16 protein-coding genes are annotated in these 20,207 nt (G+C 44.7%); 8 read left to right on the top strand and 8 right to left on the bottom strand.

Translation table 11 applies throughout. The annotated features are described in order from the left end of the window. Positions 1-84 precede the first annotated feature (84 nt). The 4 genes from ANA_RS18930 to ureC are packed head-to-tail and all read left to right on the top strand — an operon-like array spanning position 85 to position 3,352. Positions 85-924 (top strand): urease accessory protein UreD, encoded by an 840-nt coding sequence (locus tag ANA_RS18930; RefSeq protein WP_015083035.1) that lies wholly within the window; start codon positions 85-87, stop codon positions 922-924. A 39-nt stretch (positions 925-963) separates the two neighbouring features. Then, entirely contained in the window at positions 964-1,266 is a 303-nt protein-coding gene (gene ureA / locus ANA_RS18925; RefSeq protein WP_015083034.1) for an urease subunit gamma, read from the top strand. A 22-nt stretch (positions 1,267-1,288) separates the two neighbouring features. After that, positions 1,289-1,594 (top strand): urease subunit beta, encoded by a 306-nt coding sequence (locus tag ANA_RS18920; RefSeq protein WP_015083033.1) that lies wholly within the window; start codon positions 1,289-1,291, stop codon positions 1,592-1,594. A 51-nt stretch (positions 1,595-1,645) separates the two neighbouring features. Continuing rightward, entirely contained in the window at positions 1,646-3,352 is a 1,707-nt protein-coding gene (ureC, locus tag ANA_RS18915; protein WP_015083032.1) for an urease subunit alpha, read from the top strand. A 109-nt stretch (positions 3,353-3,461) separates the two neighbouring features. Here the strand turns inward: ureC and ANA_RS18910 are convergent, their stop codons facing one another. Further along, the gene (locus ANA_RS18910; RefSeq protein ID WP_015083031.1) at positions 3,462-4,178 is read right to left on the bottom strand and encodes a pirin family protein; all 717 of its coding nucleotides are present in this window, start codon (positions 4,176-4,178) and stop codon (positions 3,462-3,464) included. 321 nt (positions 4,179-4,499) lie between these two features. Here ANA_RS18910 and ANA_RS18905 point away from each other — a divergent pair, with 321 nt between their 5' ends. Then, positions 4,500-4,910 (top strand): thiol-disulfide oxidoreductase DCC family protein, encoded by a 411-nt coding sequence (locus ANA_RS18905; protein ID WP_015083030.1) that lies wholly within the window; start codon positions 4,500-4,502, stop codon positions 4,908-4,910. Here the strand turns inward: ANA_RS18905 and ANA_RS18900 are convergent. Then, positions 4,907-5,329, bottom strand: a complete 423-nt coding sequence (locus tag ANA_RS18900; RefSeq protein WP_015083029.1) for a hypothetical protein — start codon at positions 5,327-5,329, stop codon at positions 4,907-4,909. The genes ANA_RS18905 and ANA_RS18900 overlap by 4 nt on opposite strands. Positions 5,330-5,467: 138 nt before the next feature. Here ANA_RS18900 and psbQ point away from each other — a divergent pair, with 138 nt between their 5' ends. Together psbQ and ANA_RS18890 are read left to right on the top strand one after the other, a co-directional pair. After that, a complete protein-coding gene (psbQ, locus tag ANA_RS18895; protein ID WP_015083028.1) occupies positions 5,468-5,920 on the top strand; it encodes a photosystem II protein PsbQ in 453 nt (150 codons plus the stop codon). Positions 5,921-6,119: 199 nt separating this feature from the next. Further along, on the top strand, positions 6,120-7,277 hold the full coding sequence (locus ANA_RS18890) for an NAD(P)/FAD-dependent oxidoreductase (RefSeq protein ID WP_015083027.1): 1,158 nt from the start codon (positions 6,120-6,122) through the stop codon (positions 7,275-7,277). A gap of 48 nt (positions 7,278-7,325) precedes the next feature. Here the strand turns inward: ANA_RS18890 and ANA_RS18885 are convergent, their stop codons facing one another. The 3 genes from ANA_RS18885 to ANA_RS18875 form a co-directional block, all read right to left on the bottom strand. After that, complete coding sequence (locus ANA_RS18885; protein ID WP_015083026.1) at positions 7,326-7,610, bottom strand: hypothetical protein; 285 nt, start codon at positions 7,608-7,610, stop codon at positions 7,326-7,328. A gap of 138 nt (positions 7,611-7,748) precedes the next feature. Then, the gene (locus ANA_RS18880; protein ID WP_015083025.1) at positions 7,749-11,927 is read right to left on the bottom strand and encodes a DNA-directed RNA polymerase subunit beta''; all 4,179 of its coding nucleotides are present in this window, start codon (positions 11,925-11,927) and stop codon (positions 7,749-7,751) included. Positions 11,928-12,087: 160 nt separating this feature from the next. Continuing rightward, positions 12,088-13,980 carry a DNA-directed RNA polymerase subunit gamma gene (locus ANA_RS18875; protein ID WP_015083024.1) on the bottom strand — a complete coding sequence of 631 codons (1,893 nt, stop codon included), beginning with the start codon at positions 13,978-13,980 and terminating at the stop codon, positions 12,088-12,090. An 11-nt stretch (positions 13,981-13,991) separates the two neighbouring features. On the opposite strand from ANA_RS18875, the gene ANA_RS18870 reads away from it, so the two are divergent. Further along, the gene (locus ANA_RS18870) at positions 13,992-14,234 is read left to right on the top strand and encodes a hypothetical protein (protein WP_051155245.1); all 243 of its coding nucleotides are present in this window, start codon (positions 13,992-13,994) and stop codon (positions 14,232-14,234) included. Positions 14,235-14,396: 162 nt separating this feature from the next. Here ANA_RS18870 and rpoB read toward each other — a convergent pair whose 3' ends face one another. The 3 genes from rpoB to rpsT all read right to left on the bottom strand — a co-directional run bounded on the left by rpoB (position 14,397) and on the right by rpsT (position 19,650). Beyond that, positions 14,397-17,735: a DNA-directed RNA polymerase subunit beta gene (rpoB, locus tag ANA_RS18865; protein ID WP_015083023.1), complete on the bottom strand. Its 3,339-nt coding sequence runs from the start codon at positions 17,733-17,735 to the stop codon at positions 14,397-14,399. 727 nt (positions 17,736-18,462) lie between these two features. Next, a complete protein-coding gene (locus tag ANA_RS18860; RefSeq protein WP_015083022.1) occupies positions 18,463-19,248 on the bottom strand; it encodes a TatD family hydrolase in 786 nt (261 codons plus the stop codon). A gap of 114 nt (positions 19,249-19,362) precedes the next feature. Continuing rightward, complete coding sequence (gene rpsT / locus ANA_RS18855) at positions 19,363-19,650, bottom strand: 30S ribosomal protein S20 (protein WP_015083021.1); 288 nt, start codon at positions 19,648-19,650, stop codon at positions 19,363-19,365. Positions 19,651-20,207 lie beyond the last annotated feature (557 nt).

The following is a 20,207-nucleotide window of genomic DNA, read 5'->3' as shown; positions in this document are numbered from 1 at the left end:
TTTATCCCAAAATTATTTAAATCTATTTAGCACAATATGTTAAACCGTACAAATCAGGTGATTAATTTTTACTTTACCCCATAAATGATTGAGAACACCCAAACAATACAAGGTTGGCATGGCTTACTTAACTTAGTCTATGCTAATCGCCAAGATTCCACTCAGTTAATTTATAACCACCATCAAGCCCCATTAAAGGTACAACGCCCCTTTTACCCGGAAGGACAAGAAATTTGCCATAGTGTGATTTTACATACGGCTGGGGGCATTGTGGGGGGCGATCGCCTATCCTCTCATATTCACCTCCAACCCGATACAAACGCCTTGATTACTACAGCCGCTGCTGGTAAAATATATCGTAGTAATGGCTTACCAGCAAGACAAACCGTAAATATCCAAGTTGATAGTCACGCTTGTTTAGAATATTTGCCCCAAGAAACGATTTTATTTAATGGTGGGATTTATCGGCAAGATTTACGAGTAGAATTAGCTACGGATGCGAGTTATTTAGCTTGGGAAATTACGCGGTTTGGACGCAGTGCTAGGGGAGAAAAATTTGTACAGGGAGAGATGCGATCGCACACGGAAATCTGGCAAAATGGTATACCCCTATGGATTGATAGACAAATCGTTCCCGGTAGCGAAGAAGTGTTTCACAGTCCTCATGGTTTAAGAGACAATCCCGTTGTTGGTAGTTTTGTTGGCGTTGGTTTCCCCATATCTCCAGAAATCATCAATCAAGCACGTTCTTTAATTATTCAAAACTCTGATGCTGGAGTAACTCGCTTACAACATGGATTTTTGTGCCGATATCGTGGTAATTCTACATCCCAAGTCAGAAGTTGGTTTACAAATATTTGGCAAATGTTACGAGTATCTTGTCTAAATCGTGGTAATTGTATTCCTAGAGTATGGCAAATTTAAACGAACCACAGAGACGCAGAGAACGCAGAGGAGGGAACAATGCAGCTTACACCCCAAGAGAAAGATAAATTATTAATTTTCACCGCTGCTTTAGTGGCAGAAAGACGTAAAAATAGAGGGTTAAAATTAAATTATCCTGAAGCAGTTGCCTTTATTTCTGCGGCGATTTTGGAAGGTGCAAGAGATGGTCAAACTGTAGCAGATTTAATGAGTTATGGTACGACTTTATTAACTCGTGATGATGTTATGGAAGGGATTCCTGAAATGATTCATGATGTTCAAGTGGAAGCCACTTTTCCTGATGGTACAAAGTTGGTAACTGTACATAATCCTATTAGATAAATTTTACGCAAGGGAAAAAATTATGATACCAGGCGAAATCATCACACCCAATGGTGAAATAGAATTGAATGCAGGTCGTCCAACTACTAAAATAATAGTCGCAAATACAGGAGACAGACCAATTCAAATAGGATCACACTTTCACTTTTACGAAGTCAATACCGCTTTAAACTTCGACAGAGAAAAAACACGAGGAATGAGATTAGATATTCCCGCCGGCACAGCCGTCAGATTTGAACCAGGAGACGAAAAAGAAGTTACTCTAGTTCCTCTCGTTGGGACACGCCAAATCTACGGCTTCAACAACAAAATTGACGGAGACCTCTAAAATTCTCTCTGTCTCTCTGCCTCTAAAGCGTGATAAAAAAAGGATAAAAATATGCCCTACAAAATGAACCGCCAAGCCTACGCCGATACCTTCGGACCAACAGTAGGAGACAGAATTAGATTAGCCGATACAGAACTATTTATAGAAGTAGAAAGAGACTTTACAACCTACGGTGATGAAGTGAAATTTGGTGGGGGAAAAGTCATTAGAGATGGGATGGGACAATCCCCAATTTCTAATCATGATGGTGCAGTAGATTTAGTTATTACTAATGCTTTAATTCTCGATTGGTGGGGAATTGTCAAAGCAGATATTGGCATTAAAGACGGCAAAATTTATAAAATTGGTAAAGCCGGAAATCCCTATATTCAAGACAATATAGATATTATTATTGGACCGGGAACAGAAGCTTTAGCCGGCGAAGGAATGATTCTCACTGCGGGGGGAATAGATACCCACATCCATTTTATCTGTCCCCAACAAATTGAAGTCGCTATTGCTTCCGGTATTACCACCATGATTGGTGGTGGGACAGGCCCAGCTACGGGAACAAATGCCACAACTTGTACCCCTGGTCCCTGGAATATGTACCGAATGTTGCAAGCTGCTGACGCATTCCCTGTCAATTTAGGATTTTTGGGCAAAGGTAACACCAGTCAACCCCAAGGACTGATAGAACAAATCGAAGCCGGGGCAATGGGGTTAAAACTCCATGAAGATTGGGGAACAAATCCAGCCACAATTGATACTTGTTTGACCGTTGCTGATGAATATGATGTGCAAGTAGCAATTCATACTGATACTTTAAACGAAGCCGGCTTTGTGGAAGATACAATTGCCGCTTTTAAACATCGTGCTATTCACACTTATCACACAGAAGGGGCTGGAGGTGGTCATGCACCAGACATTATTAAAGTTTGCGGACAAAGTAACGTTTTACCATCTTCCACTAATCCTACCCGTCCTTACACCGTCAACACTCTAGATGAACATTTGGATATGTTGATGGTATGTCATCATTTAGATGCAGCTATTCCTGAAGATGTATCTTTTGCTGAATCCCGTATCCGTCGAGAAACTATTGCTGCGGAAGATATTCTGCACGATTTAGGTGCGTTTAGTATGATTGCTTCTGACTCCCAAGCAATGGGGCGTGTCGGTGAAGTAATAATTAGGACTTGGCAGACAGCACATAAAATGAAGGTGCAACGGGGAAGCCTTGCTGGTGATAGTCATGCCGATAATTTACGAGCTAAACGTTATGTTGCTAAATATACAATTAATCCGGCAATCACCCATGGTATTTCTGAATATGTGGGATCAGTAGAAGCGGGGAAATTAGCCGATTTGTGTTTGTGGAAACCTGCTTTTTTTGGTGTCAAACCGGAAATTGTCATTAAAGGCGGCATGATTGCTTGGTCACAGATGGGTGATGCTAATGCTAGTATTCCCACACCCCAACCTGTATATATGCGACCGATGTTTGGCAGTTTTGCTGGTGCTAGAAATGCAACATCATTAACTTTTGTGTCTCAAGCTGCTTTGTCCAGAGAAATTCCTCAACAATTAAAATTAGGGAAATTAGCGATCGCAGTTTCAGGAACTCGTCAAATTACTAAGCGAGATATGAAATTAAATGATGCTTTACCTCATATTGAAGTAGATCCAGAAACCTACGAAGTTCGCGCAGATGGTGAATTATTAACTTGTGAACCAGCAACCGTTTTACCAATGGCACAAAGATACTTTCTCTTTTAGAATAGATGAAGATAAGATCCCCGACTTCTGACATCAATTTATAATTTGTGGACACAATAAATAAAAGAAGTCGGGGATCTGGATATGAACGATTGCTATAACTGAATACTTAACCTAAATCAAACAGTAATATTTCTGCATTTGAATTACTGCTAATTGTTAATTTCTCTTCTCCTGTAATTTCTACTCCATCTCCAGCTTTCAATTCGTGATTATTGAAAATTACTTCACCTTTAGCTATTTGCAACCAAGCATAACGATGGTTTTGGACATGATAATTTACCACATCACCTTGTGCTAAAATTCCCGCATAGAAAGAGACATCTTGGTGAATAGTTACAGCCCCATCTCGTCCATCTTCTGCCGCAATTAAACGCAGTTTTCCCTGCTTCTCTGACCTAGGAAAAGCTTTTTGTTCATATCTAGGTTTTAGTCCTTGCTGATTTGGTAAAATCCAGATTTGTAGTAGGTGTAATTCTTCAGTTTGAGAAGGATTAAATTCGCTGTGCATAATTCCAGTTCCTGCACTCATAACTTGTGCTTCACCGGGAAGAATTACCGAACCTGTACCTAAACTATCTTTATGTTCAACCGCACCTGATAAAACATAAGTGAGAATTTCCATATCTTTATGTCCATGAGTCGGAAATCCTGCACCAGCAGCAATGCGATCATCATTAATTACTCGCAAAGAACGAAATCCCATTCGGTTGGGATCATAAAAACCGCTAAAGGAAAATGTATGATAACTATTCAGCCAATCAATATGATTATGTCCACGGGAATTGCCATCATGAATTACATAATTAATGGTATTTTGAGTCATGATTTCACATTGCTATTTAATAGTTAAGTAGGTGAACACAATAAAACCAAACTGTGTAAAGAAACGTAAAATCGCTGAAAACTTCTTTACTCTTGCCTCTTGCCTATTGCCTTGCTATAACGACAATTTTCAACGCCAACCTACTTAGTTGTACTGGAAAATTGCCAAAGCAGAATTAGTTTTTTCACTGTTTATATAGTAAAGTAGATACAGGTAAATTCACAAATATGCACTAAAAAGTAAGATACAAGAACCCCAACCCCCTCCCCGCAAGCGAGGAGCTACATCTTCAAGGGTTTTCGGCATTTCCCTTATAATTTTATGAATTACTACGTGATCTATGATGGCAACTGCAATCTTTGTGTGACTTTAGTGCAGTTGTTGGAAAATTTAGACCAAGGGAAACTGTTTCGCTACGTTTCTATGCAAGATGAGGAGACATTATCTCAATGGGGGATTACCTCGACAGATTGTCAACAGGGGATGATTTTAATTGATGGTAATGCTACAGAAAGACGTTGGCAAGGTAGTAATGCGGCTGAAGAAATTGGGCGACTATTACCTCTAGGAAGCCTGTTTGTGGATGCGTATCGGACGTTACCGGGGATCAAATGGGCAGGAGATAGGTTTTATGAACAAATTCGGGATAATCGTTATACATTGTTTGGTAAGCGTTCCCAAACCTATCAATCAGCATACTGTGTAGATGGTAGTTGTATTAATAATCCTTAGTTTCCATTAAACACCTCTAAAATTTGCCGACAAACCTGTTTTAGCTTTTCCCCAACAACAGCCGAGGGTGTGGAATCACCAACAAAACTCCAAGTTTCAACGGTAGAAAGTCGCCAAACTTCCCCACTGTGGTCAAATCCAGCAGCTTCGACACCAATGGCGCGACGGTGATGAGTGATGGGATCTTGATAAAATCGGATTTGAATTAAAATACTGCGACAGCGCCAAGATTTGCTGATACCAGGAAAGTGAAAACCAATGTCTATGGAATCTGGATCTACTAATTCTCTGGTTTCTGGGTCATTGTGCCAGGGTTTAAGATCGGATTTGACATCAGGAAATTCATATTTAAATAAATTTACTACTGTAGCAATTTTGCTGGCAAATTCTAGGTTTGTGGCTTGTTCGGCTGCGTTCACTCAATAATACTCCTCTATTCGCTTGGTCTGTGGGGAAGATCAAGACAGAAAAACCTAAGTTAATTGTAACGGTTCATTACATAGCGATCTAAAATAACACTGTTAATCTGTAAACAAATAAAAAATTAATTTTCATCTATGGTGCGTCAACGTTCTATTTTTTCACTGATTTTTGGATTATTGGCCACATTTTTGATTAGTTGTGGTAGTCCTACTGTTGCTACTGTACCACCATCTTATACAGCAGCGGAAGTTGCCAAAATTCAGGAATATGTTCCCGGAATTCAGATGGTGCGCGATCGCTCTTCAGAACTGAAAAACCTCATTTCTAAGGGTGAATGGGTGAAAGTGGGTAATTTTATCCACGGACCAATGACAGAAGCTAGGTTAAATATGACTTATATCATTCCTAATCTAGCCAAACAAAACCAAGCCAAAGCTCGACAAATCAGCAAAGATTTGTTGAATGACTTAGTAAGAATTGATCAAGCTGCTACTGCGAGCAATACTAGCCTAGCTGCGAGTAAATACAAAGAAGCTTTTGCAGATATTGACAAATTCTTAGAACTAGTTCCTGAAAAGAGTAGCTAAAGGAAAAGGCAAGAGGCAAGAGGCAAGAGGCAAGAGGCAATATTCCCCCTGCTCCCTGCTCCCTGCTCCCTGCTCCCTGCTCCCTGCTCCCTGTCCCTTGCTTCAATTCGAGTCTTGAATTACAAAATACTAGGGTGATGGAGTGATAGGGTGGAAAGGAAGACTTTTGATTCTTCACCCCTGACTCCTAGCAAAAACCATGAATATAGTAATTATCGGCTGTGGTGTGGTTGGGGCGGCGATCGCCTATGAACTCAGCCAAGTTAAAGGTTTAAACATCACCGTTTTCGAGCAAAAACAACCTGCACAAGGTTCTACCAGCGCTGCCCTCGGTGTTTTAATGGGCATAATCAGTAGTAAAACCAAGGGTATTGCTTGGCGAATGCGACAAAATAGCATCCAACGCTATGAAACTTTGATTCCTGAATTAGAAGGGATTACAGGGCGAAAAATCCCTTGTAACCGTCAAGGAATCGTGATGCTGTTGTCAGAAAATTTAGAACACCCCTTAGAAAGTGGGGTTGAGGTGCTTTCAGAATGGGAACAACTGCGAGAAATTCGCCAATCTCAAGGTTGGGAATTGCAAGTTTGGGATCAAGAACAACTGCAAAAATATTGTCCCCAAGTTAGTGATCCGCAAATTATTGGTGCTGTCTATTCTCCCCAAGACTTACAACTAAATGCTACAGCTTTAACTTTAGCCTTAGTAGATGCAGCCCAACGCAATGGGGTAAAGTTCAAATTTGGTGTATCTGTGACGGGAACAGAAACCCCACCTCCACCACCCCCAACTCCTTTACACATCAAAAAAGGATTGGGAGAACCACATAAATGTAATTTTATTGAAACTACAGAGGGCGAAGTTACCGCTGATTGGTTTATCATGTCTGCGGGTTTAGGTTCAACGGACTTAACTGCACAATTAGATCAAATGGTGAATATCCGTCCGGTGCTGGGACAAGCTTTATATTTAAGTTTAGGACGGACTTTAGGAAATCCTGATTTTCAACCGGTGATTACTGGTAATGATGTGCATATTGTACCAATGGGAAATGGTGATTATTGGATAGGAGCAACGGTAGAATTTCCTGATGATGAAGATCAAATATCTCCAAGTCAAGAATTATTGGATTCTGTCAGACAACAAGCGATCGCATTTATCCCAGATTTAGCCGCAGCTAAGGTTCTCCGCACTTGGTCAGGATTGCGCCCTCGTCCCGAAGGCAGACCAGCGCCAGTAATTGATAAGTTACCGGGTTTTACGAACATTCTTCTGGCTACGGGACACTATCGCAATGGTGTTTTACTCGCACCAGCCACAGCCACAGCGATTCGGGAAATGATTGTACCCCAATAATAATTAAGATCCCCGACTTCTTTAAGAAGTCGGGGATCTGCCAATTCATCAGTACCCATTACCCATTACCGTAGGGGGAGTAGGGTGAGTAGGGGGAGTAGGGGAGAAATTTCTTCCTTCTTCCTTCTTCCTTCTTCCTTCTTCCTTCTTCCTTCTTCCTTCTTCCTTCTTCCTTCTTCCTTCTTCCTTCTTCCTTCTTCCTTCTTCCCTACCTCCCGTACCTCCCGTACCTCCCGTACCTCCCCTACCTCCCCTACCTCTTCTTCCTCCTGAACTCCTGACTCCTGAACTCCTGACTCCTTCCTTCTGATAGCGAAGCGTGGCGTTAGCCATACTCCTGAACCATTACCTGATGACTAGTACACTGCGGCGCAAATCAACCAACAATTAAAAATTCCACAAAAAGCTTGTGTAATCTGCTTTTTTAATTTTTAATTGTTAATTTTTAATTCCGCTGTGCGGTACTAGATTTTATTCATCATCAAAGTCATCATCATCTTCCTCATCATCATCTTCCTCAAAATCTTCATCATCTTCAACAACGATATCGCTAATTTCATCAGCAATTAAATCATCATCATCATCTAAAATCAGCCTTTCTCCTATCTTGCTACCAAAAGCACCATCTCCCATTCCCGGTGCATCCAAATTATAGAGTTTCGCTGTCCGGTCATCTAACACCATATCCAATGGGTCATCAACCTCATCCAGCACCCCACTACCTGGCTCTATCACGTAATCATCAATCACTCCCGCTTCCTCATAGGTGTTGTACCCAGTCCCAGCGGGAATCAAGCGCCCAATGATCACGTTTTCCTTGAGTCCGCGCAGCCAATCCGATTTGCCCTCAATGGCAGCTTCCGTTAGTACCCGCGTGGTTTCCTGGAACGAAGCCGCAGAGATGAAACTGTCAGTATTCAACGATGCCTTGGTAATCCCTAGCAGCATGGGAGTATATTCCGCCCGCGCCCCACCAGTAATGGACATCGCCTCATTCACCTGTTCCACCTGCCGCAATTCCACCAACTCACCTGGTAGCATGGTTGTGTCGCCACCGTCATCAATCCGCACCTTATTGGTCATTTGGCGGACAATCACCTCAATGTGTTTGTCAGATATCTCAATCCCTTGGGACTGATACACCATCTGCACTTCATTCACCAAAAAGGTCTGCACCTTCTGCAACGCATGACTCGCACAAGCATAGACCCCATCCTCTGACCCCAAGCTGAAGAATATCTCCAAAATTTCATGGGGATTAGAAGGGCCATCAGTCATTGGTTGTCCAGCCACAATCTGCGCCCCGTCAGGAACAATCAAATTCTGCCCCGGTCCGAGGGGATAGTCGGTCACTGTCCCATTGGCTTCCACAATCTTAATAGAGTAGGCTTCACGAGTAACAGATGTCACCTCATCGCCATCCCCATAGACAATCTTCACTTCCCCCGGACGACGCGCCAAAATACAGCCTTCCTTGGGTTTGCGGGCTTCTAGCAGTTCCTCAATCCGGGGCAAACCTTGGATAATGTCCCCAGTCTTGGCTCGTTCAAACACCAACAACACCAAATTATCACCCCGTTGCACCAAATCCCCATCTTCGACCTGTAGCACCGCCCCAGGACTGACTCGGTAAGGACGACCAACGCGGAGAGTAATAGAGTGGGCTGAATTGTCCTTTGTCAGCGATGCACTGAGCTTGTCGAAGTGTTGTCCGTTGTCCGTTGTTTTGTCACTGACCCCTTCGGGGTTCGTCAGTCGCTCATGGGGGAAACCCCCAAGACCGCGCTGACTCACCACTGACGACTGACCACTGACGACTTCCACTACCTGACCCGATTCTGCGGCAAATATACCAGGAGCAATTTCGCTACCTTCCACTACCAAATCGCCCTTCTTGATATTCGGCAGCACATTGGTACCTATAGTTACCAAATCATTGGGACGCAGCACCAAACAACGGCGCACCGTTTCCGCCCCCTGCTGCACACCGCGAACAATTCCCCCTTCCTTACACAAAATCTTCGTCCGTGCTACCACAGCCCCCGGCTCAATGGTGTCACCGTCCGCAACTTCCAAATTAGTTTCTGTACTGCCTTGGGTCGCATCCGCTGTAATGTCGCGCCGCACTACCAAAGACTCCAAAATCACCAACTGTAACCGCTGAATTTCCTCATTTTCAGCATCAGTAATCAATTCAATGTCCGCAGCCAAAGGCGAAGCCCCGTGTTCTCCCTCCGTCTCCTGCTCAATCTCCAATACTATCTGTGTCCGCAGCAGTTCCACACCCTCCACTGACTTCACCCGCTCTGAATCCTTATAAGGAATCCTTTGCACCGCTCGTAACTGAATCGAGCGCCCTGTATCCTGACTCACCGTCGTTGTCGCTGGGACATCAGGGTGGGTTGGCACAGCAAATTCTACCACCGGACGACTCAGCAATGCCGGACCTTCGGGAGTCTCTACGTACTGGATATACCGCAACTCCGTCGCCACCATTCCTTGCAACTCTTCACCGGGCTGCAAAAATGTATTGTCATGGGCGATCGCAGTTTCCGGATCATCTACCATCAACAACTCACCCGGTTTCACCACCACTTCTCGCAAAATGTCATTCTTTTGGGTAACTTCTACCACCCCACCGGTTTGACAGAAAATGTCTTTGACCACTTCCGTTCCCGCTTCCACATACTGGCCATCCTCCACCAGCAGCAAGGAAATATCCTTGTTCACTTCATGGGTTTCTTCCGGTATCCACAGCAGCGTTCCCCCCTGCACCACCTCATAGCCCAATTTGGCTTTTCCTTTCTTCTGTACTTCCACTTGGGCAAATTTCAATAAGCCCCCGGTGGTCGTCCGGTACTGGTCATCAATCAATTCTGCCACTACCTGACCATTCTGCACCTTAGTCCCTGGAGTCGCCCGCAAATTAAATACCTGATTATTCGTGGTTGTAATCAAGTAGCTATTCCGCCCTTGGGAACTCTGGACGGTAATCGCTGCCTGATCCAATACCACAGAAGCGGTAATAATCTCGATTTCCCGCGTCCCTTTCCCGGGAATGGCCTCTGGTAATCGCACTACGCCTCCATGTACCGTTGTCAGCTTGGTTTGCGCCAATACTCCATTGGTAGCGATCGCATCCCCATTCTTGACAATCAACTCCGCCCCTGGCAGCAAGTTATATACGTCCCCCGATAGAATCCAAATCAAACCGCCTCTAGAAGCAGTAGTAGTGGTATTCCCCTGGCGGTCAGTCTTTGGTTCTGCCACCAGATCCGCAAATTTCACTTCACCAGCCAAGTCAGAAGCTACGTCTTTCACGGCTTTTTCTGTATTGGTTCTGGTGGTTCTACCTCCCAGCGCTACCTCAGCCACCAAATGCTCTGCCAATACCTGCTGACCATTGTGAATATATAGAGTTGAACCCTGGGTAACAGCAATTTCCTGGCTTTCCCCCGTTCCCGACTTCTTATCGCCCTCAATCGTCAAGGTCCCGTTGGCTTCCACATACAGGGCATCTTCACCATGACGGGTGCGATAGGGACGAGTTTGCAATTTGCGAGGAATCTTCACTGTTCCTGCCACCTTAGACCGCACCTGTTGGGCAACTTCCCCCGTGAATACGCCTCCAGTGTGGAATGTCCGCATGGTCAACTGCGTCCCTGGTTCGCCAATACTTTGGGCGGCAATAATCCCCACAGCTTCACCCAAATCTACCATCTTGGCATGGGCTAAACTCCAACCGTAGCAATGCTGACACACTGACCGGGCAGCTTCACAGGTCAAGGGACTGCGGACAGTCACCTTTTGGACTCCGGATTTTTGGATAGCGATCGCTAAATCATCATCAATGGGCGTATTCCGCAGGGCAATGATTTCCCCTGTGACGGGATGCACCACGTCCTCACCCACAACCCGACCCATCAACCGCGTTGCTAGTTTAATTAGTATCTTATTCCCTTCAACCATTGCCCCAATGGTCAAGCCCTTATTTGTGCCACAGTCAAACTCTCGCACAATCACGTCCTGGGACACATCCACCAACCGCCGGGTCAAGTACCCAGAGTCAGCAGTCCGCAGCGCCGTATCCACCAGCCCCTTCCGCGCTCCATAACTAGAAATAATATATTCGGTAACTGTCAAACCTTCTCGGAAGTTGGTTTTAATTGGTAAATCAATAATTTCCCCCTGGGGATCTGCCATTAGTCCCCGCATCCCCACCAACTGCCGCACCTGGGAAATATTCCCCCGCGCCCCGGAAAAGGCCATCATATACACGGAGTTGAGGGGATCTGTTTTCTGGAAATGCACCACCACCTCATCCTTGAGTGCTTCTGAGGTACTGTTCCAAGTATCAATTACTTTCTGAAAACGTTCAACTTCAGTAATTTCCCCCCGTTGATAGCGTTCCTCCGTTACTAAAATTTCCATCTCTGCTGCTTCCAGCATCTCTTTCTTAGCCGGAGGAATCATCAAATCATCCACACTAATAGATACTCCGGCTCTGGTAGCATAGCGAAAACCCAATTCCTTGAGTTTATCGGCCATTACTGCCGTCCGCGCTGTTCCATAATGAGTAAAAGACCAAGAAATCAGGTCTCTCAACTTAGCTTTGTTTACTACCAGATTCCGAAAAACTGCTTTAGTCATAAGTCACTTCGTTCCAATTAAAAATTACAAATTAATAATTAAAAATTAAGAGAAGAAGAAATTAAAAACAAAAGAAGTTTTTCAATTAAAAATTATCAATTTTCAATTTCCAAAGTTATTTCTTTCATTTTTAATTTTTAATTCTCAATTTTTAATTTCCCTAAGCATCTATCGCTTCCTGAATTGCCTGGTTATAAATTGCTCGTCCTGGAGTCGTATAAATATACTGAGAAATCAAATTCCCCTCCCCATCTTCCCGCACCCGTCGGAACTTATAAATCAGAGTCCGACTCATCAGCCTGCCCTTAGCGTCTTTGTCCTCAATTACCTCCACAGGTTCAGTATCCGGTTCACCCGAATCAATTTCCCCATCAAAACGCACATAAATATAGGCATGAAGCTCTACCTGTTTCGCCTCATAGGCCATAATTACATCATCCAAAGAGGAGAAATACTTACCCGCCCCCTTGGTTGCCTTGGGGTTTTCCGCTGTCAAATAATATGCTCCCAACACCATATCTTGGCTAGGAGTCACAATCGGTTTGCCCGTTGCTGGTGACAAAATATTATTAGAAGCCAGCATCAACAGCCGGGCTTCAGCTTGACTCTCCAAGGACAAGGGAACATGAACCGCCATTTGGTCACCGTCAAAGTCAGCATTAAAGGCGGGACAGACTAAAGGATGGAGTTGAATGGCTCTTCCTTCTACCAAAATCGGTTCAAAGGCCTGAATCCCCAATCGGTGCAACGTTGGCGCTCGGTTTAGCATCACTGGATGCCCCTCAATCACTTCCTGCAACACATCCCAAACACTGGCATCATTGCGAGAAATCAGCTTTTTCGCTGCCTTGATATTGTTGACCATGCCGGAACGAATCAGACGATTGATCACAAAGGGCTGAAACAACTCAATGGCCATTTCTCTGGGTAGACCGCACTGGTGAATCTTCAGATTCGGACCGACCACAATTACCGACCGTCCCGAATAGTCCACCCGTTTACCCAGCAGGTTTTGGCGGAAACGTCCTTGTTTTCCCTCAATAATATCGGACAAGGATTTCAGCGGACGGTTATTAGCCCCCACCACAGTCCGTCCCCGCCGACCATTGTCAATCAAGGCATCCACAGCCTCTTGCAGCATCCGTTTCTCGTTGCGGACAATAATCTCCGGCGCGAGAATTTCCTGAAGTCTAGCCAAACGGTTGTTGCGATTAATCACCCGGCGGTACAAATCATTTAAATCGCTGGTGGCAAATCTGCCTCCATCTAGCTGCACCATGGGGCGCAAATCTGGGGGAATGACGGGAATAATTTCCATCACCATCCATTCTGGCTGAGAACCGGTAGCGATGAAATTATCAATTACCCGTAGCCGTTTAATTAATTTTGCCCGTTTCTGACCCTTGGCCTTTTCGATTTCATCCCGCAGGGTTTCCGCTTCTTGCTCCAAATTAATATCTGCCAACAGCCGCAGCAGAGCTTCAGCGCCAATGCCAACTTCCACACCCTCTAACTGGGAATCTTCGCTGTAGATAGCATCTTCGATTTCTAACCATTGGTCTTCGCTCAACAGTTGTTTGTAACTGAGAGTATCAGCGTTGCCCGGTGCTAAAACGCAGTAGGAGTTGAAATAAACAATCTGCTCCACATCCCGCAACGGCATATCTAGGAGAATAGCAATATAGCTAGGAATCCCTTTGAGATACCAAACATGAGCCACAGGGGCAGCCAACTTAATAAAACCCATCCTGTGGCGACGGACGCGGGACTCTGTAACTTCTACACCACAGCGCTCGCAGACAATCCCTCTATGGCGCACCCGTTTGTACTTACCACAATGGCATTCCCAATCCTTAGCTGGGCCAAAGATGCGCTCGCAAAACAAACCATCCATTTCTGGTTTGAGGGTGCGGTAATTAATAGTTTCTGGCTTGGTAACTTCACCTACAAGTTGTCCATTGGGTAAAGTCCGTTCACCCCATTGACGGATGCGTTCTGGTGAAGCTATGCCAATTTTTACGTAGTCAAATTGATTAGTTTGGGGGGATCTCATGAGAATTAAGAATGAAAAAACAGGAGTCAGGAGTCAGGAGTCAGGAGTCAGGAGTCAGGAGTCAGGAGTCAGGAGTCAGGAGTCAGAAGAAGGAGTCAGAAGAAGGAGTCAGGAGTCAGGAGTCAGGAGTCAGGAGTCAGGAGTCAGGAGTCAGGAGTCAGGAGTCAGGAGTCAGGAGTCAGGAGTCAGGAGTCAGGAGTCAGAAGAAGGAGAAAGAGGAAGAGGAAGGAATAAGGAGAAAGAGGAAGGAATAAGGAGAAAGAGGAAAGAGGAAGGAGAAAGAGGAAGGAATAAGGAGAAAGAGGAAAGAGAAAGGAGAAAGAGGAAGGAATTTTTTACTTCTTCTTTCTTTCTTTCTTTCTTCTTCATTTCTCCTGACTCCTGGCTCCTGACTCCTGACTCCTTCTTCTGCCTCGCTACTCTTCCCCTTCCAGAGACTCACGAGAGAGTGACTCATAAGTCGGTCTAGGAGGTGTGCGCCGGGCAGCTTGGTCTGCCATTAGGTCTACTTCCACATCTAGGGAACTACCATCTGCTTGGGTTTCCACCTTATGCACGGCAATATCCAAACCCAAAGATTGCAACTCGCGCATCAATACTTTGAAAGATTCAGGAGTACCAGGACGGGGAATAGCCTTACCCTTGACAATGGCGTTGAGGGCTTCATTCCGTCCCTGCATATCATCGGATTTGACAGTTAACAATTCTTGCAAAGTATAAGCAGCGCCGAAAGCTTCCAACGCCCAAACTTCCATTTCTCCAAATCTTTGCCCACCCTGTTGAGCCTTACCGCCCAAAGGTTGCTGAGTCACCAGAGAATAGGGTCCAGTGGAACGGGCGTGAATTTTGTCATCAACCAAATGCACCAGCTTGAGCATATAGGCCACACCGACGGTAATAGCCCGGTCAAAGGGTTCACCAGTGCGACCATCATAGACCATGATTTTACCGGCATTGTCGGGGTTATAGATCCAGTCTTTAGTGGTTTCGTCTCTGGCTTCTTGGAGTTTGCCATGCACTAGCCGCCGGGAAGTTTCTTCGCCATACATTTCATCGAAGGGAGTAATCTTGAACCTGACTCCCAAATTATGACCAGCCCAACCCAGTAAACATTCAAACACCTGACCCACATTCATCCGGCTGGGTACACCCAAGGGATTGAGAACAATATCCACGGGTGAACCGTCAGCTAAGTAGGGCATATCTTCAGCAGCCAGAATCCGGGAAATAATCCCTTTGTTGCCATGTCTCCCTGCCATTTTGTCGCCCACTTGGATTTTGCGCTTTTGAGCCACATAAACCCGGACTACCATATTTGCTCCCGGTGGCAGTTCATCACCTTGTTCACGGGTGAACAACCGGACATCAACTACCCGACCTTTTTCACCATTGGGAACTCGCAGGGAGTTGTCGCGGACATCACGGGCTTTTTCACCAAAGATGGCGCGGAGGAGTTTTTCTTCGGGGGGTTGGTCAGATTCACCCTTGGGAGTAACTTTTCCCACGAGAATATCCCCAGCATCTACCCACGCCCCAATGCGGATAATGCCTTGTTCATCCAATTGTCTAAGGGCATCTTCACCAACGTTGGGAATTTCTCTGGTGATTTCTTCGGGTCCGAGTTTGGTTTGTCTGGCTTCGATTTCGTATTTTTCGATGTGAATGGAAGTATAGACATCTTCCTGGACCAGGCGCTCGGAAATGAGGATTGCGTCCTCGTAGTTGTAGCCTTCCCAGGGCATATAGGCGACAACTATATTTTGTCCTAGTGCCAGTTCTCCCCCTTCTGTGGAAGAACCATCTGCCAATACTTGACCGGCTACGACTTTTTCGCCAATTCTCACCAATGGTTTTTGGTTTAAACAGGTGTCTTGGTTGGAACGTTGATATTTGGAAAGTTTGTATTTAAGTTCTTGGCCTTTTTCAATAACTTGGCTACCACTGGCTGCGGACAACTGACCACTGGCGCGGACACGAATTTCTGTGGCATCAACATAGACCACATCGCCATCGGTGCGGGAAACTATGACCATGCCGGAGTCTCTGGCGGCTTGGGCCTCCAAACCGGTTCCCACCAAGGGGCGTTCTGGTCTGAGTAGGGGTACAGCTTGGCGCTGCATATTAGAACCCATGAGCGCTCGGTTAGCGTCGTCATGTTCCAAGAAGGGAATCATGCTGGTGGCTACTGAGACAATCTGCACTGGAGAAACTGCCACGTAATCCACCTGTTCGGGTCCGGTGGTTGTCCAGTCTTGGCGATAGCGCACTGGCACGTGGGGTCCTTTGATGTAACCATTTTCATCCAGGGGAACGTCACCTGTGGCTGTCCGCAGGTCGTCTTCTTCGTCTGCTGTCATGTAAACAGGCAGCACATCAAAGAGGACTTTGCCATTTTCTACTGGTCGGAAGGGTGTTTCTAGAAAACCATAGAGGTTAACGCGGGCATGGGTGGCTAATGAACCGATGAGTCCGGCATTTGGTCCTTCTGGTGTTTCAATGGGGCAAATCCGTCCGTAGTGGCTGGGGTGAATATCTCGAACTGCAAACCCGGCTCTTTCTCTGGTCAAACCACCTGGTCCCAAGGCACTGAGGCGGCGTTTATGGGTCAATTCTGCCAAGGGATTAGTTTGATCCATGAATTGACTGAGTTGGCTCGAACCAAAGAATTCTTTGATGGCTGCTACTAAGGGTTTGGGGTTAACTAGAGATGCGGGAGTGAGAGATTCGGCATCGGATACGGTCATCCGTTCTCGAATAATTCTTTCTAAGCGATTTAACCCTACTCTGACTTGATTTTGCAGTAATTCCCCAACGCTTCTGACTCGGCGATTTCCGAGGTGGTCAATGTCATCAATACTACCGATATCGTATTCTAGATTTATGAGGTAATCAATGGCGGCTAAGATGTCCCCAGGGGTGAGGACGCGCATGGTGTCGGGGGCGGAAAGACGAAGTTTTTTGTTGAGTTTATAACGTCCAACTTTACCCAGGTCATAGCGTTTAGGATCAAAGAAGCGGGAGTCTAAAAGCTGTTGTCCACCTAGGACTGTAGGCGGTTCACCGGGACGAAGTTTCCGATATAATTCCATTAGGGCTTCTTCTTCGGAAAATTGCCCTTCTTTTTCGATGGTTTTTTGGAAGTATTCTGGATGGCGCAGTGCATCAAATATCTCGTTATCTGATAATCCCAGGGCTTTTAACAGTACCTGGGCTGACAGTTTCCGGGTTTTGTCTATCCGTACCCAAACTAAGTCATTACGATCTGTTTCAAATTTCAGCCATGCCCCCCGGTTCGGAATTAAGCTGGCAGAATAAGTCCGTCGTCCGTTTTTATCAATTTCTGATTTATAGTAAACTCCAGGCGATCGCACAATTTGATTGACAATGACGCGTTCAGCACCGTTGATAATAAATGTGCCTCTATCTGTCATCAATGGCAAATCGCCAATAAATACTTCTTGTTCTTTAATGTCTCCTGTTTCTTTGTTTAGCAACCGGGTGGGGACATACATTTGCACTGCATAAGTGCTATCTCTCCGCTTGGATTCTTCAACACTGTATTTAGGTTCTTTAAGTTTATAGTTATTGCCTAAAAAGTGCAGTTCTAGTTTGCCAGTGTAGTCTGTAATTGGACTAAAGGAGTTCAGTTCTTCGATTAGCCCTTCTTCTAGAAACCAGCGAAAACTAGAACGCTGAATTTCAATCAAGTCGGGTAATAGAAAGGCGGATTCCATGTATTTATCGTCGTTAGTCATGCCTTTACCTTTATCAACCTGGTTAAACTTTCAAAGAGGTATTGGTGGAGTTCTGCCATGAAGGCTTTTCTGCATAAAATATGAATTGGTGAGTGTTGAAGTCTATTTACTTGGTAACAGCCTGCTCCACCGACAATTTAGCTGATAGCGTGGCGTTGGCTATAAGATTTTTTTTACTTCACACTTCTTCATACTTCACCCCTCACACCTTATGCCTGATACTTTATCCTTGCTGTAAGATCCCCAAACTGGGAGTTCCGCAAGAGTCGAATTCGATAGCGCAATATGGCATAAGAGCCTGCACTATGGATTTGATATGGATATGATTGTCTGGACTAGACAATTATTTTTAACGATTTTCTTTATTGTTTGATATATTGAAGGATTGCTGTTTTCAGGTTTCAAGTTTTTTTTAGTCAACCTAGGTTGCCACGGTTTGTTATCTATTGAGAGCATCCGTTTGTAGAGATTTAAGTGGATGGGCAGACAATTTTGGATTTTAGATTGGGGTCGTTGCGATTGATCAAGCTGGCTAAAACCACAAATTCCCAAACTGGCTAATATCATTTTGATAACAGCACAAATTGAGTTTTAGGAGTTATTATCCTTCCTTTACCATTATGGCTTAACCTAAATGTTTTAGAGGGAATAATTTTAGCACATTTTCATTCAATAGAAGTATCTTCTTGATGAAATCAGCGCTAATTCTTTGGGACTTGATGCTGATCTACAACGCTAGACCAAATAATCTACAGGCATTTTGGGTGGTTTTCTGGGCAATTTCCTCTATTGTTTCTTCTCGTAGTTTTGCTAATTGCTCCGCTACATAGCGAACATTGGCGGGTTCATTCCGCTTTTCGCCACGTTTGGGAACGGGTGACAGAAATGGACAATCTGTTTCTATCAGTAAGCGATCGCTATTCACCATTGCGGCAGACTCTTGAATAGTTTTGGCATTCTTGAATGTCACTGTGCCGCTAAAGCTAATATAGAAACCTAAATCTAGAAACCATTGAGTTTCTTCTGGTGTCCCTCCCCAGCAGTGCATGACACCCCGTACCTTTTCCCCATGCCAATTCCGCCATTTTTGCAATACATCCCTGACTGCTGGTGCAGCATCACGACAATGGATGATCACTGGTAAATTCAGTTCACAAGCGATCGCTAATTGTGATGCAAATACCTCATGCTGAAGCTCATAATTATCTGCTTTGTAGAAATCCAACCCCATTTCCCCAATGGCTACCACTTGAGAATGAGAACTGGCTAAAGACTTGATTTGGGCGGCTGTTTGGTCATCCCATTTATGAGCATCCAGAGGATGCAGCCCCACAGCAAAGCTAAGTTCAGGAAACTGCTCGGCTATGCGGCTAATGCTCGCAAATTCCTGGGGGTGAACACAGGAGTGGACTAATCGGACTACTCCTGCTTCTTGCCACCGAGTGCGAACGGCTGCTAAATCTGGCTGGAAAGTGTCAAAGTTAATGTGTACGTGGGTATCTATAAGTTGCATAGCTTGTCATTAATCAATGGTCAGTGGTGAGTTAGCGCGGTCTTGAAGGTTTCCCCAATGAACAAATGACTAACCCCGGAGAGGGTGAGTTGTCAACAAACCACTGACTATTGACTAAGCAGTAAGGGTTTTGTGTTTACGAGCTAAACTTGACTTTTTTCTAGCTCCATTGTTGGCATGAAGCACACCAGCCTTTACAGCTTTATCAATTTTGCTGTAAGCTTCGGACATTCTCGTTTCCACTTCCTGCTTGAGTTCTGTTGTCGGGTTGGCAGCACAAGCTTCCACAGAACTAAAGTATTTCTTCATCAGCGTTTTAACTGCTGATTTATAAGCTTTGTTACGCAGTCGGTTTCGTTCTCCGATTTGAGCGCGTTTAAGAGCAGATTTTGTATTCGCCACAGTAATTCCAAAAAAAGACTATTAATTATGTACACACACTACTAGGTTTAATAAATATAGCATTATTTTTGCTGATGTGATAATTTTTGAAAAAAAATATTTTATTTGGGCGTAAAAGCTGATGCTTACGGCTAAAAAAATAGATTAGAATGGTTTACTGACAAGGAAAACAGACCAGTTACCTCAATTCAGACAGAGGGAATATTAAATTTCTGGGGTTCCTTTTAGGAACTACGGTCAGAAACGGTAAGTTCTACCGAGATTGCCTGTGGAGCGGAAAAACCTCTTAGAAGCCATTCTAAGACCGTGATGAAGCAGGAAGTAAACACTAAGGTTATCGCTGTCCAGATGTGTCTAGACTTTGGTAATTTTGGGTAAGTTTTATAGAACGGTTGTCCGAGTTTTATAAAGTAGTATCAGAAAAAATCCAGGTTAAGCTAGAGAAGAGAATCATATCCAGCTTTAGACCCTAACACCGCAGAGCGGAAGTCAAAAGTCAAAAATCAAAGGTCAAAAAGCTTATATGTTAGGCTTTTTAGCTATTTTGAATGGTTTTT

Source organism: Anabaena sp. 90, assembly GCF_000312705.1.
Taxonomy (GTDB): Bacteria; Cyanobacteriota; Cyanobacteriia; order Cyanobacteriales; family Nostocaceae; genus Dolichospermum; species Dolichospermum lemmermannii.
This window is presented reverse-complemented; position numbering and strand designations above follow the sequence as displayed.